14 protein-coding genes and 1 pseudogene are annotated in these 12837 nt (G+C 57.5%); 6 read left to right on the plus strand and 9 right to left on the minus strand.

All coding sequences use genetic code 11. The features are described 5' to 3' along the window. Positions 1 to 46: 46 nt before the first annotated feature. The 5 genes from KCG39_RS03715 to KCG39_RS03735 are packed head-to-tail and all read left to right on the plus strand — an operon-like array spanning position 47 to position 4436. Positions 47 to 1306: a flavin-containing monooxygenase gene (locus tag KCG39_RS03715; protein ID WP_004121044.1), complete on the plus strand. Its 1260-nt coding sequence runs from the start codon at positions 47 to 49 to the stop codon at positions 1304 to 1306. Positions 1307 to 1329: 23 nt separating this feature from the next. Further along, a complete protein-coding gene (locus KCG39_RS03720) occupies positions 1330 to 1764 on the plus strand; it encodes a RidA family protein (RefSeq protein ID WP_004139129.1) in 435 nt (144 codons plus the stop codon). Next, positions 1761 to 2435, plus strand: coding sequence for a DUF1028 domain-containing protein (locus tag KCG39_RS03725; protein WP_049114498.1), 675 nt, complete (start codon positions 1761 to 1763; stop codon positions 2433 to 2435). Before KCG39_RS03720 ends, KCG39_RS03725 begins: the two co-directional genes overlap by 4 nt. Next, positions 2428 to 3597 (plus strand): acetylornithine deacetylase, encoded by a 1170-nt coding sequence (argE, locus tag KCG39_RS03730; RefSeq protein WP_142446477.1) that lies wholly within the window; start codon positions 2428 to 2430, stop codon positions 3595 to 3597. The genes KCG39_RS03725 and argE overlap by 8 nt, the downstream gene beginning before the upstream one ends. A 23-nt stretch (positions 3598 to 3620) precedes the next feature. Beyond that, positions 3621 to 4436 carry a phytanoyl-CoA dioxygenase family protein gene (locus KCG39_RS03735; RefSeq protein WP_123828129.1) on the plus strand — a complete coding sequence of 272 codons (816 nt, stop codon included), beginning with the start codon at positions 3621 to 3623 and terminating at the stop codon, positions 4434 to 4436. A 217-nt stretch (positions 4437 to 4653) separates the two neighbouring features. Here the strand turns inward: KCG39_RS03735 and KCG39_RS03740 are convergent, their stop codons facing one another. The 8 genes and pseudogenes from KCG39_RS03740 to KCG39_RS03770 form a co-directional block, all read right to left on the minus strand. Continuing rightward, positions 4654 to 5190 carry a dihydrofolate reductase family protein gene (locus tag KCG39_RS03740; RefSeq protein ID WP_142468217.1) on the minus strand — a complete coding sequence of 179 codons (537 nt, stop codon included), beginning with the start codon at positions 5188 to 5190 and terminating at the stop codon, positions 4654 to 4656. Between the two features lie 86 nt (positions 5191 to 5276). Continuing rightward, a pseudogene (locus KCG39_RS27735) lies at positions 5277 to 5348 on the minus strand (hypothetical protein); the annotation flags it as partial. A gap of 83 nt (positions 5349 to 5431) precedes the next feature. Next, complete coding sequence (locus KCG39_RS03745; RefSeq protein ID WP_004121031.1) at positions 5432 to 5794, minus strand: cupin domain-containing protein; 363 nt, start codon at positions 5792 to 5794, stop codon at positions 5432 to 5434. Between the two features lie 442 nt (positions 5795 to 6236). After that, positions 6237 to 6806: an XRE family transcriptional regulator gene (locus KCG39_RS03750; RefSeq protein ID WP_004121027.1), complete on the minus strand. Its 570-nt coding sequence runs from the start codon at positions 6804 to 6806 to the stop codon at positions 6237 to 6239. A gap of 440 nt (positions 6807 to 7246) precedes the next feature. Further along, positions 7247 to 8047, minus strand: a complete 801-nt coding sequence (locus tag KCG39_RS03755) for a nucleotidyltransferase domain-containing protein (protein WP_142468218.1) — start codon at positions 8045 to 8047, stop codon at positions 7247 to 7249. 162 nt (positions 8048 to 8209) lie between these two features. Further along, positions 8210 to 9082, minus strand: a complete 873-nt coding sequence (locus KCG39_RS03760; protein ID WP_112165220.1) for an efflux RND transporter periplasmic adaptor subunit — start codon at positions 9080 to 9082, stop codon at positions 8210 to 8212. Beyond that, complete coding sequence (locus tag KCG39_RS03765; protein ID WP_004121021.1) at positions 9079 to 9294, minus strand: DUF1656 domain-containing protein; 216 nt, start codon at positions 9292 to 9294, stop codon at positions 9079 to 9081. Before KCG39_RS03765 ends, KCG39_RS03760 begins: the two co-directional genes overlap by 4 nt. Continuing rightward, a complete protein-coding gene (locus KCG39_RS03770) occupies positions 9284 to 11323 on the minus strand; it encodes an FUSC family protein (protein WP_142468219.1) in 2040 nt (679 codons plus the stop codon). The genes KCG39_RS03765 and KCG39_RS03770 overlap by 11 nt, the downstream gene beginning before the upstream one ends. Before the next feature lie 77 nt (positions 11324 to 11400). Here KCG39_RS03770 and KCG39_RS03775 point away from each other — a divergent pair, with 77 nt between their 5' ends. Continuing rightward, a complete protein-coding gene (locus KCG39_RS03775) occupies positions 11401 to 12222 on the plus strand; it encodes an AraC family transcriptional regulator (protein WP_004121019.1) in 822 nt (273 codons plus the stop codon). Positions 12223 to 12279: 57 nt separating this feature from the next. On the opposite strand, the gene KCG39_RS03780 is transcribed toward KCG39_RS03775, so the two are convergent. Further along, positions 12280 to 12675 carry a helix-turn-helix domain-containing protein gene (locus KCG39_RS03780; protein WP_211811552.1) on the minus strand — a complete coding sequence of 132 codons (396 nt, stop codon included), beginning with the start codon at positions 12673 to 12675 and terminating at the stop codon, positions 12280 to 12282. Between the last annotated feature and the right edge of the window lie 162 nt (positions 12676 to 12837).

Genomic DNA, 12837 nt, shown 5'->3' on the forward strand with positions numbered 1-12837 from the left:
CAATTCCGGCGGATAAGCCGGACAACCGTGCTTGAAGGACACAGACATGACAGAGCAGATTACAGAGATCGATACCCTGGTGGTGGGCGCGGGGCAGGCGGGCGTCGCGATGAGCGAGCATCTGACGCATCACGGCATTCCGCATCTGGTGCTGGAAAAAAAGCGCATCGCTGAGGCCTGGCGCAGCGGCCGCTGGGATTCGCTGGTGGCCAACGGCCCGGCCTGGCACGATCGGTTTCCCGGCATGACCTTTCCCGACTGCGACGCCGACAGCTTTGTCGCCAAAGAGCAGATTGCCGACTACTTCGCCGCGTATGCCAAATCCTTTAGTGCGCCGATCAAGACCGGCGTTGAGGTCTTTAGCGCAGAGCGCTTAAACGGCCGTCCGGGGTTTCGCGTGGAAACGTCACTGGGCGTGATTGAGGCGCAGCGTATTGTCGCCGCCACCGGGCCCTTCCAGCGCCCGGTGATACCGGCCATCGCGCCGCAGGATAGCGTAGTTGAGCAAATACATTCCGCGCACTATTTCAACCCGCAGCAGCTTGCGGAAGGCGGCGTGCTGGTGGTTGGCGCGGGATCGTCCGGCGTACAAATCGCCGAAGAACTCCGCCGGGCGGGGCGTGCGGTGTGGCTCTCCGTCGGCGCGCACGATCGCCCGCCGCGCCGCTACCGCCAGCGCGATTTTTGCTGGTGGCTGGGGGTATTAGGACTGTGGGATGCGGCGGCCAATCAGCCCGGTAAAGAACACGTGACGATTGCGGTCAGCGGCGCGCGCGGCGGTCATACCGTTGACTTTCGCCAACTGGCGCACCAGGGGATTACCCTGGTCGGGCAGACGCACGGCTTTACCGAGGGCAAAGCCGTATTCCGTGCCGATCTGGCGGACAACATTCGTCTCGGCGACGCCTCTTATCTGGCGCTGCTCGACGCTGCGGATGAGTATATCGCTCGCAACGGGCTATCGCTGCCGGAAGAGCCGGAAGCGCGCTTCTTCCTGCCCGACCCCGATTGCCTGACCCAGCCGCTTGCCGAACTCGACCTGGAAAAGGCGGGCGTGCGCAGCATTATCTGGGCCACCGGCTATACCACCGATTACCGATGGCTGAAGGTCAACGCCTTTAATGAACAGCAGCGCCCGCAGCACCATCGCGGCGTTTCCAGCGAACCGGGTGTCTATTTCCTTGGCCTGCCCTGGCTCTCCCGCCGTGGTTCAACCTTTATCTGGGGCGTCTGGCACGATGCGAAATACATCGCCGATCAGATTGCCATTCAGCGCCAGTATCAACACTACCAACCTTCCTGCTAACGCCTGATTTGAGGACGCAACCTATGCCTACCCATACCCGTATTCGGATGTTTAACACCAAAGAGACCTATCCCAATCAGACGCTCAATAACGATCTGTGCCAGGCGGTGCGCGCGGGAAATACCGTGTACGTTCGCGGCCAGGTGGGTACCGATTTTGACGGCAATTTGATCGGCCTGGGCGACCCGCGCGCCCAGGCGGAACAGGCGATGAAGAACGTTAAACAGCTGCTGGAAGAGGCTGGCAGCGATCTGACGCATATCGTGAAAACGACGACCTATCTGATCGACCCGCGCTACCGCGAACCGGTGTACCAGGAGGTGGGGAAATGGCTCAAAGGCGTGTTTCCCATTTCGACCGGCGTGGTGGTGTCGGCCCTCGCGCAGCCGCAGTGGCTGATGGAAATTGACGTCACGGCGGTGATCCCTGACGACTGGCATGCGCAGGAGGCACCATGACCCTTTCGATTTCCGCCCTGTGCCCGGAGTCGGGTCAACTGGGCATTGCGATTAGCTCATCCAGCATTGCCGTCGGCGCCCGCTGCCCGTGGCTGCTGGCAGGTGTTGGCGCGGTATCCAGCCAGAACATTACGCTGCCCGCGCTCGGACCGCAGATTCTTGCCGGGCTTGAGGCGGGGCTCACGCCGCAGCAGGCCCTGAAGCAGGCGCTGGGCGAAGACCGGTTTAGCGATTATCGCCAGGTGGCGGTCATCGACGCCAGCGGCGAGAGCGCAGTGTTCAGCGGTGAACATACGCTCGGCATCTGGCAGCTGGCGCAGGGCGAGAACTGCGTGGCGGCGGGGAATATGCTGGCCAACCCGCAGGTGATTACCGCCATGACGGCGGCGTTCGAAGCCGCCACCGGCGAACTGGCCAGCCGCCTGATTGCGGCTCTGCAGGCGGGTATCGATGCGGGCGGGGAAGCCGGGCCGGAGCACTCGGCGGCGCTTAAAGTCGTGGAGGATTACGCCTGGCCGGTGGTGGATTTACGCGTCGACTGGGCGGAAGAACGTCCGGTAGCAGCGCTGGAAGCGCTGTGGCTGGCCTACGAGCCGCAGATGGAAGCGTATATCACCCGTGCGCTTGACCCGCGCGAAGCGCCGACCTACGGGGTGCCGGGCGATGAATAACCGCGTGCGTGAGATCCTCGGCGCGCTGCTTGCGTTTGATACCACCAGCCGCGAGTCGAATCTGGCGCTGATTGCCTGGATCGGCGACTTTCTGCGCGCGCGCGGCGTAACGTCGCAGCTGTTTTATGACGACGAAGGGCGCAAGGCAAACCTCTATGCCCGCCTTGGGCCAACCGGCCCCGGCGGGGTGATGCTCTCCGGCCATACCGACGTGGTGCCAGTAGATGGTCAGGCGTGGACGGTGCCGCCGTTCGCCCTTACCGAACGCGACGGGCGCTACTACGGTCGCGGCAGCGCGGATATGAAAGGATTTATCGCCTGCGTGCTGGCGTCGCTGGAGGCGTTTCTGGCCGCGCCGCTGCGGATGCCGCTGCATCTGGCATTCTCTTATGATGAGGAAGTCGGCTGTCTGGGCGTGCGCAGCCTGGTGGATTTTCTCCGCGCCTCCGCCGAGAAACCGGCGCTGTGTATTATCGGCGAGCCGACCGACATGCGCCCGGTCTATGGTCATAAAGGCAAGCTCGCGGTGCGCTGTCGCGTGGAAGGCCACGCCTGCCATTCGGCCTACGCCCCGCAAGGGGTTAACGCGATTAGCTATGCGGCGAAGCTGATTTACCAGCTGGATGGGCTGGGCGAAAGCTTTTCACGGCAGCAGGACCACCGGTTCTCGCCGCCGTCAGGCACGCTGCAGGTAGGGACGATCCACGGCGGCGCGGCGCTGAATATCGTTCCGCAATCCTGCTGGTTCGACTTTGAAATTCGCTATTTACCCGGCACGTGCCCGCAGGCCGTGACCGACGCCCTGGGCGATTATGCCCGCGAGCAGCTGCTTCCGGCGATGCGCAAGGTGGCGCAGCGCAGCGACATTCATTTCCAGACGCTGAGCCACTATCCGGGGCTGCTGAGCGACCCGCAGTCAGAGTTCGCCCGTTGGCTGGCGCAGTGGTGCGGCTGCGATGATTTCACCACCGTCGCCTACGGTACCGAAGGCGGCCTGTTTGACGAGGCAGGCGTCGCGACGCTGATCTGCGGGCCGGGCAGCATGGCGCAGGGCCACAAAGCGGACGAATATATCAGCATCCCCCAGACCGAACGCTGTATGGCGATGCTGGAAAACCTTTGCGCCTGGATGCGCGCCGATCCCTCCGATTCTCTTCACTGATTTATCAACACAGGATGGCGACTATGCAAAACCCGAACTCCCCGCTCATAGATCAACAGACCGTCGACCGCTGGCAGGCCGACGGCGTCGTACTGCTTAAAGGCGTGTTCACGCCGTGGATCGAGAGCCTGTCGTGCGGCGTCGCCGCGCTGATGGAGAACCCCAGCGAATATGGTCATGCGCGAACGGTGATCCCTGAGGACGGTTCGGCACCGTTCTTTCAGGACTATTGCAACTGGCAACGAATCCCGGAATTTCGCGATTTTGTTTTTCAGTCGCCGGCGGCGGAGATCGCCGCGGCGCTGATGGGGTCGCAGACGGCGAAGTTTTTCCACGAGCACACGCTGGTGAAACAGCCCGGCGGCAGTACGGTAACGCCATGGCACCACGATCAGCCCTATTACTGCGTGGAGGGGCGGCAGAATGTCAGCCTGTGGATCCCGCTCGATCCGGTAGCGGAGGCGATTTCGCTGCGCTGTATTCGCGGTTCCCATCGCTGGGACGAGGAGTTCAGCCCAACGCGGTTTAACGGTTCAAAGCTCTATTCCCACTCGCGTTTTAAAGAGCTGCCGGATATCGATGCCCATCAGGAGGATTACGATATTGTCAGCTGGGCGTTGGAGCCGGGCGATGCGGTCGCTTTCCATTTCCGCACGCTGCACGGCGCCAGGGGCAATTCAAGCGCCCGCGCGCGGCGGGTATTTTCTGCCCGTTGGGTCGGGGATGATGCGACATTCGCCGACCGCGGCGGCGTGACCTCGCCGCCGTTTCCGGGGCTTAAGCTGCGCGACGGCGAGCCCCTCATCGCCGATGAGTTTCCGCAGGTCTGGCCGCGGTAGCGGCGGCAGGGCGGGCGAGTACCCGCCCATCTTGCGACTAAATGGTTTACTCCCCTGACGGAGGGGATTGAAGCTTCTTGATATTTGTTTATGCACTTTGTCAGTCCCCATGTGTCACCTCTTTTATCTATTTTGAGATTATATCAGTAACATTCAATACCGCTGGCAGGGCGGTACTGTTGCTTCCGCGTTGGTCGCCGCTATGTATTTATGCAGTTTATGACGTCAGCCGATAGTGCGACTGCACCAGACCCGAAGGGAAGCTGCGGCTTGATAACAGCGTCAAATCGATATCCCTTGTCAGGGAACCGAACAGCGGTTTTCCCGCACCGAGCAGGACAGGAACGGTAGTGATAATCATATCGGCGACCAGACCTTCGCGCAGGAACGACTGTATTACCAGCCCGCCATCCAGATAGACGCGATGCGCGTTTTGCAACGCCAGGTCAGCAAGCACTTCCCCTGGCGTGCGGCTTGAGAGCTGCACTTTGCCCTTCAGCGCCTCGGGAATGGCGATATCGGATAGCTGTCGGGAGATAACCAGCACGGGTCGATCGTAAGGCCATTGGTCAAAAGTCAGCGCCTTCTCATAGCTCCCTCGGCCCATAACGATCCAATCTTTGTCCGCGATGAATGCGGCATAGCCATGATCTTCTGTCGGGTCATCGCGCTGCAACAGCCAGTCGATATCGCCATCCTGTCGGGCGATATAACCATCAAGACTGACCGCGATAAAAACATGTGTAGTGACCATCAAGAGCTCCGTATTCAGCGTGTATTTATGCCGTTGGTTTTAAGGATGGACTTACTTCCTGCGAAAGGACATAAAATACCCCCTCACTCTTCGATTATTCGCTGTAGCAAAACAGAATCGACCATTCCTCGCCAACCCACAATGCCAACCTGCTTCATTTGCTTAATTTTAATTATGTTATGAGAGTGTTAATTTCACACGAAACTTCGTTGATAACGTTCTGAGACGTCAGGAGGCGCGGCTATAGTCTATCCAGCTCATGGACCGTACGTTCATTGACGATATTGCCCGTATTCAGCGTCGTTTTTGGCTCAAGTAAAACGACGCAGCACTCTTCAGTTAACGCTTCAGGACAATGCTCGGTTCCTTTCGGCACAATGATAAACTCACCCGCTTCAAGCACGATATCGCCCGTTCTTAACCCCATTCGCAAGCGGCCGCTGATAACAAGAAAAAGCTCATCCTCATGTTCATGATGATGCCAGTCAAACTTTCCGGCTAATTTAGCCAGTTTGACATACTCGTTATTAATTTCGCCGACAATTTTGGGGCTCCAGCATTCGCTGAATAGAGCAAAACTTTCTTTTAAATTAACTTTACGCACTCATCTTCTCCGTCACATATATAATCCAGATGGATTTATTTGGCATAAAAAAAGAACCGACAATGGGAGCGCGGCGCGCCACCGGAAGGTCGATATTCATTGCAAAAAAAACTCCGGCAGACCAAAGATAAATTGGCCGTAACATGGCCAGCTTTCTGGCGCTAACAACTGCTTCGCATTGCGGAAAAATACAGCGTAGGGAAGCCGGTGCTGTTGTTCGAAATAACAATACAGTCAGCCCGCATGCAGAACAATGGGTTTCCCGGTTACGGGCGGAATAATTTATCAATACAAAATCAATCGGCTGAATTTACTTCATTTTATTTATAAAAGAATTTTCCGCCTGGCTTTCAGGAGAGCGTTTTTGTTTCTTTAAGTGAACACATGCCCGCTCTTCGGCATTTTATCAGAGGGCGCCTGGCCAGATAATCACATGGAGGAGTTAACCTGGCTCGAGGTGACTCATCACCACCGTTGCGCTAATCGCCGTCTCCTTTGAGCTATATGTGTGCGCAACCTGCGCGGAGAAAGCGTAAAAATCCCCGGCTTCTAATGTGATGACTTCGTACTGACTAAAGCGCAGATGCAGGGTGCCGCTGTGAACCAGTATATGTTCATGCGACCCGTCTGAATGCCCGGGACTGTGGATGGTGACCTGCGGCTCCATTTGCAGCAACCATATCTCGGAGGTATTGCCGGGGCCGATGCGGAATTTCATCATTTGCGAATATTCGCCCGGCGCGGGACGATATTTATCAAAACAGGGATATATCCTGCTGCCGCCGCTCAGTAAATCGCCAACCGGTAAACGTAATGCTGTGGCGATAGCGTCCAGCGTATCGACACGGGGGCTGGAGGATCCTGACTCCAGTTTGGATAATGCCCCCTTTGAAACCCCTGACAATTTAGACAGGTCATTTAACGAAACCCCCCGTGACTGCCGCAATCGTCTTATTTTATTACCGATATTTAATGACAACGCAGCAGGTTTATCGTGTCCTGAATCAGCCATTATTGCGACCCTCCCCGAGTGTGGTTTTCTCATATGAATAAATGCCCGCCCAGTTCTGATTGCGGTAAGGACATAACAATGCTGTCGCCGGCCTGATATATCATAGCTGCATCAACAGGCAGCAATTTATCACGCGCCCGCGATGCCTGGATACTCTATTTATCCATTCAGATGAACCACTTTGGGGTTTACAGGCTTCACGGGGGCCGTCTGGAAAACGGGAAATATTGCACCTCAAGTTAAAATTTAGCGCTCAGATGTTGATGGACTGCTTTGAACGATAAGCGGGCTTTCAATGATTTGTGTCAGACTCTCTGACGAGAATTCCAGTTGTCACGAGTAGTTTCCCGGATAGCGATGTTTGTCCTGGGATTTGAGTATTGGCGGCATCTTCCACGATGGTTTTAGATTCCGGCCAGGTAAGTGGCCGGAAGTCTCGCTTAACCCCTTTCCGAATACACTTTAAGCATGGCAAGGAGCGCCCGTCGTGCCGCATCGTCCGCGATATTTTCCGGCAGCGCATCAGCGCGCAGATTGATATAAGCATCAACCGCCTTTCTGATGGCGATGCTGACGGAGTCACGATCGTGCCTGGCCAGCGTGGAGGTCAGCAGGTCCTCAGGATCGATATTGTGACATTCAATGCGGCGAACCCCACGCTGCGGTAGATTGGCGCGACGGTACAGCATCGGTCCCAGCACTTGCTCCCGGAAGAATGACAGCATACCAATCGCTTCGAAAAGTTCGCCCCTTCCCAGTTTAACCACCGCATAATGAAGCCAGATCCAGGCTCGGGACTCAAACCACTCCGGCGTCATGTCAGGCCAGTGGGCACTAAATTTTGCCAGCTGTCGCTCCAGGGCATGGCGATCGCGAGAAAATAACACCACCGGCTCCTCAACACGTTGAGTGAGCATGTCCAGGGTGACAAATTTCAGATCGACATGGAGGAGTTCAGGGCCATACAGGCATATCAGCAGGCGAGGCTCTCCGACATGTTCCCCGCTGAACGCATGCAGTAGGTTGCCTGGTGTTTCGGCGAACGCCACACGCTGCGCCATGATTTCATCATAGTAGAGAGGGTCTACTACAATGACAAAATCCAAATCGGAGTATTTATCAAATCCGCCATGAATAAGCGAGCCGCCCGCGAGCAGGGAGTGAATCCGGGCGTCAGACTGAACGTTAAGCTTGAGTTGCTCTGCAAAACTTCTATGTAAATCGGGTAACGTATTAAGCATACTTTTTCCTGTTCACAAAAAATACAAAGCATTACAGAATATCGAGTTCGGTATATTCGGGCCAGATATTTTTGAAGGACGCATCGCTTCCTCATTTAGTCTTGTGTCCACTATGGGGGGAGAGCCTGAGCCACGTAGCCCGATCCTCCGCTACGCCTGCCGTCAGGGCTTTTCAGGCAGGATGGAAACGCTGGCGGATAATCCCGCCACCAGCTCAATCCCTTCCGGAATTTTGTCTAGCTGGATACGGACAGGGACTCGCTGCGCAAGCCGCACCCAGCTGAAGGTGGGATTGACATCCGGCAGCCCCAGCCCGCCCGTCTCGTCATTGTTATCGTCGATCCCCCGGCCGATACTTTCCACATGCCCGGTGATGAGCGGGTCAAACCCCATCAGCGAAATGTGCGCAGCGCTGCCGACGCGGATATGACGCAGCTTGGTCTCTTCAAAATAGCCCACCACCCAGAAACTGTGCGCATCGACAATGGCGACCTTGGTCTCTCCCGCCGTGGCATAGTCGCCGGGGCGAAGCCGAAGATGCGTGACGTAGCCGGCAACCGGTGCGCGCACAGTCGCATGGGATAAATTCAGCTGCGCCAGTTCCAGCGCAGCCTGCGCCCCCTGGTAATTGGCCGCCGCGACGCGCGCTGCGCTGCCTGTTTGCTGGATGTCCTCGCCGGAAATGACCCCTTTGATGAGCGCGCGTCGCCGGGCCGCATCCTGGCGCATCACCATCTCATGACGCTTTGCCTCGACGTCGGCCTGCGCGCTGAGCACCGCCAGCTTTAGCCAACGCGGGTCGATGGCGTAAAGTACATCGCCACGGTTAACCCACTGATTATCCCGCACCGCCACGCTGCTCACCGGCCCGGAAACGTCCGGCGCAATCTGCACCACATCTGCCCGCACGCGGCCATCGCGCGTCCATGGCGTCTGCGCATACTGTTTCCAGAAAATAAACGCCACGAAAGCCGCCACCGCTACTGCGATTAACGTCAGCGCGTAACGGCCGAGCAAAGAGAATAAAGATTTCATGCGAATAACCCCAGTGTGGTCAGGCCCTGCAAAAGCAGGAAAAAGGTCACGATATAGGTTGAGACATCAAGCAACGGGCGTAAGGGCAGGCGGCGGTAAAGCCTGCTGACAGAGAAAAGCGGCACGAGTAACAGCGTACAGACCAGGGCAATGAGTGCGGTTAGCAGCAGGCCGGGGATAAAAACCCCGCCGATATTGATGTCATTGATCATGCGTCGGTTCCTCGTTTTGCGCTCGTAACGCACAGTGCAGATCGACCAGACTGTCGACAAGCTGGCGTGAATGTTCATCCGTCGTGGGCAAGCAGCTGTCCGCCATGGCGGCAATGCGCTCGCGTAAGGCTTCGGTCTCCGTTGTGTGGGTAAGACGATAAAGCACCTCGTGGATATCGCTGCCGGCGGGCGTTTCGCAGCGGCGCAGGCGCATCACGCAGAGACCTATGCGCAGAAAGTGCACCAGGCGATCGAGCGCCCGTGCGGAGGATTGCCCGCTGCGCGGCAAGCGTGGCAGCAGCAGGGCGACCCGGTCGATCATCAGATTGGTCCAGTGCGTTTCATCGCCTCTAAACGCGCCGTTCACGCTGCGACGAATATCGCGTTGGCACAGTTTCAGCAGACGGTTTATCGCCGCGTCCGCCTGCACGGTTTGCAGCAGACTCATGCCGATAACCGCAAAGCCGGTTGCCAAAAACAGGGCGATAGCGGTGTTGGCCGCGTCGGCGAAGTCCCCGCTGTAGCGCGCGCCCAGCTCGCAGAGCACAGGCAGCGTCAGGGTGATCCCCATCGCCATAAAGGTGGTGGGGGGGCGCGCCTGCAGCGATCCGGCAAGCAGATAGACTGGGGCAAGTACCGCCACCAGCACGGGGAAATCGCCGATCGGGGGAAGCAGGGCGAAGCTATAGATCAGGCTTATTATTACGCCCCAGACCGAGCCGATAATGTATTTCACAATATGCGGGGCCGGGGTGTCGAAACTGCCAAACAGCGTGCAGCAAACCCCCAGAATCGACACCGCCGTGCCGCCATCCGGCCAGGCGGAATAAATCCATGCCAGACAGCCGCTCAGGATGATGACAAACGCGCCCAGCGCCGTTCGGGCGGCACTGAGGGGATCGCGATGGAATACATATCCTTTCGCCGTACGGTCTTCCGCCTGCATTGTCGCGGGTCTGGCGTGATGGATGGCCTCTGAAAGCCGTTCGCACTGCTGCAGGAGGGCAATCGACTCAGCGATGTAGCGTAAGAAATTCACCTGCAGCGCATCCTCAAAGGTCAGCGCCTGCGCGGCGTATCGCTGCGCTAACTGTGCGCTGCGCTGTTGCAGCGTTTTCGCGGTGTTTTTGCGTTTTCCGCTATCGCCGCAATTCAGCCAGGCCTGAACGTCATCCAGCAGCGTCCGCGTATCGGCGGGCATCTGCGCGATCGCCTGCAAACGGTCGCGTAATTCACCGTTGACAATGACTAACCGCGCCAGCCGGTCATGGAGCGCTTTCCTGGCCTGGCGGACCGGTACCGAAAGAGCGAAATCATACGGGATGTGGTGGCTGATACCCTGCAGGAACTGCAGCGCCAGCGCCAGGTGCAGCGGCTCTGACTGCGTATCGGACTTGCCTGCCAGCGTGTCGGCAATCCGCTGTCGCGCGGCGTCAAGCGTTTGCGCTAATTTGCTGTTGAACAATCCTGATATCCGGGTAGGCAGAATGTAGCGGTGGATCAGCGCGGCGCAGGCGATGCCAATCAAGATCTCCTGTACCCGGATGATGGCGATGTTAAACACCGTGCCGGGATCGGCGACGGCGGGAAAACCAATCAGACTTGCGGTATAACCGGCCAGCACAAAGGCATAGGCGCGGGGCGTGCGTTCAAGTAGTGACAAATAGAGGCAGAAGGTGATCCAGCCTGTCAGCATCACGCTGCATAAAATCGGCGTATTCACAAACGTGGGCACAATCAATACCGTGGCCCCCGCGCCGGCCACGGTACCCGCCAGGCGATAGAGGCTCCTGCTCAGGGAGGCGCCTACCGAAGTTTGCGACACGATATAGACGGTGATGATCGCCCACGAGGGCCGTTCAAGGCCAATCGCCAGGGCGAGGTAATACGCGAGCATCGCGGCGGCAAAACTCCTGATCGAATAGAGCAGGGCATGGGCATCGCTCAGCAGCGCGGGCGTGGCCATGCGACCTGACCAACGGCTTATCGCGTGCAAAAGAGGGCTGTGATGGAAAGATAATTTGCTCATGGCGGGAATTATTCCCGCTTTGCGTAGGTCCTTAAATACTCTATTCTGTCAAAAAATACCTAAATGTTGCCAATAAAATGCCATCCAGACTCGCCCATACCCTGTTTGATCCCGATAGCACGTCGAACCCGGCCGTCGCGCGGCATATTGATTTCGTTGATTATGCGGCAGAAGTGCCGGTTCATACCCACCGCAAAGGCCAGCTGATCGTTGCCCTCTATGGGGCGGTGATTTGTCGCGCGGAAAACGATATCTGGATAGTGCCGCCAGACTGCGCGGTGTGGATCCCCGGCGGGATCCCGCACAGTGCCAAAGCGACATGGAATGCGCATCTCAACTATTTATTTATTGAACCCGGCGCCGCCGCGCTGCCGGAGAAATGCTGCACCCTGGCGATTTCACCGCTGATTAAAGAGCTCGTCGACCGCCTAACGACTGAGGAGGTTGATTATCCGGCGGAGAGCCATGTCGGCCGATTGATCAGAGTGACGCTCGATGAACTTGCCGCCATGCCGCAGCAGAAATTAAGCCTGCCGGTTTCGGCGCACCCTAAGATCCGCGCTATGGCGGATGCGCTGGTCAGCCACCCGGAGGATCGCAGCACCTTTAAAGTCTGGGCGAAACGGCTGGCGCTCAGCGAGCGCTCATTAGCCCGCCTGATGCTGCGCGAAACCGGGCTGACCTTTGGGCGATGGCGTCAGCAGCTGCATTTGATTATTGCCCTTCGGGAGCTGGCAAGCGGGGTATCGGTGCAAAACGTGGCGGCTAATCTGGGCTATGAGTCGGTAAACGCGTTTATCACTATGTTCAGAAAAACGATGGGCAGCACGCCCGCGCACTATTTTGCCGGTCGAAGAACGGCGGAGCCCGCAGTGACGCCCGGCCTTGATAAGGTGTGAGGTGAAGCTGGCAGTATGCCGCCAGCCAAACTGTTCGGGGCAGAGACTGCAATGGGATCAACGCTGAGAGCGTAAGCCTTTTTCCGACAGGTGAGCGGATTGCTGGCGTAACCCCTGCGTTTGCGCGCAGCCGATACTGCGTCGCCATGCGCCGGGCGCCTGGCCGAACTGACGCTTGAAGCTGCGGTTGAAGGACTGCTGGGAGTCAAAGCCGAGGGCGATCGCCACGTTCAAAATCGGTTCGTCGCTGTGGGCTAAGCGCTCGACCGATTTTTGTAACTTTTGCGCCCGAATATACTCGGCGAGGGGATAACCGGTATGCTCCTTAAATAGCCGCTGCAGATGCCATTTCGAATAGCCGGCTCGCCTGGCGACGGTGCCAATGTCAAGCCGGCTATCAAGATTGTTGTCGATCCAGTCGAGTAAATCGTGAATGAATGCGCCAGTGTTCATCTTGTCTCCTCAACGCAGTGTATTAAAAAGCATCTTTATCTGTTGCATTTAAAGGTGGCCCGTTTTTGCGTTAATTGCAAGTTTTATTGTTGCATTTAAATCCCCGGTGAAAACGCGCCTTTTTCCTGTGCCAGGAATAGCACATAAAGTGCAACAATTATT

The organism is Klebsiella pasteurii (assembly GCF_018139045.1).
GTDB classification, from domain to species: Bacteria; Pseudomonadota; Gammaproteobacteria; order Enterobacterales; family Enterobacteriaceae; genus Klebsiella; species Klebsiella grimontii.

Coding starts and splice junctions, on each gene's coding strand:
- KCG39_RS03765 (WP_004121021.1), bottom strand. CDS start 9,294: ATGATCAATGACATCAATATCGGCGGGGTTTTTATCCCCGGCCTGCTG.
- KCG39_RS03740 (WP_142468217.1), bottom strand. CDS start 5,190: ATGGTCACTACACATGTTTTTATCGCGGTCAGTCTTGATGGTTATATC.
- KCG39_RS03735 (WP_123828129.1), top strand. CDS start 3,621: ATGCAAAACCCGAACTCCCCGCTCATAGATCAACAGACCGTCGACCGC.
- KCG39_RS03715 (WP_004121044.1), top strand. CDS start 47: ATGACAGAGCAGATTACAGAGATCGATACCCTGGTGGTGGGCGCGGGG.
- KCG39_RS03780 (WP_211811552.1), bottom strand. CDS start 12,675: ATGAACACTGGCGCATTCATTCACGATTTACTCGACTGGATCGACAAC.
- KCG39_RS03775 (WP_004121019.1), top strand. CDS start 11,401: ATGCCATCCAGACTCGCCCATACCCTGTTTGATCCCGATAGCACGTCG.
- KCG39_RS03725 (WP_049114498.1), top strand. CDS start 1,761: ATGACCCTTTCGATTTCCGCCCTGTGCCCGGAGTCGGGTCAACTGGGC.
- KCG39_RS03770 (WP_142468219.1), bottom strand. CDS start 11,323: ATGAGCAAATTATCTTTCCATCACAGCCCTCTTTTGCACGCGATAAGC.
- KCG39_RS03750 (WP_004121027.1), bottom strand. CDS start 6,806: ATGGCTGATTCAGGACACGATAAACCTGCTGCGTTGTCATTAAATATC.
- KCG39_RS03755 (WP_142468218.1), bottom strand. CDS start 8,047: ATGCTTAATACGTTACCCGATTTACATAGAAGTTTTGCAGAGCAACTC.
- KCG39_RS03720 (WP_004139129.1), top strand. CDS start 1,330: ATGCCTACCCATACCCGTATTCGGATGTTTAACACCAAAGAGACCTAT.
- argE (WP_142446477.1), top strand. CDS start 2,428: ATGAATAACCGCGTGCGTGAGATCCTCGGCGCGCTGCTTGCGTTTGAT.
- KCG39_RS03760 (WP_112165220.1), bottom strand. CDS start 9,082: ATGAAATCTTTATTCTCTTTGCTCGGCCGTTACGCGCTGACGTTAATC.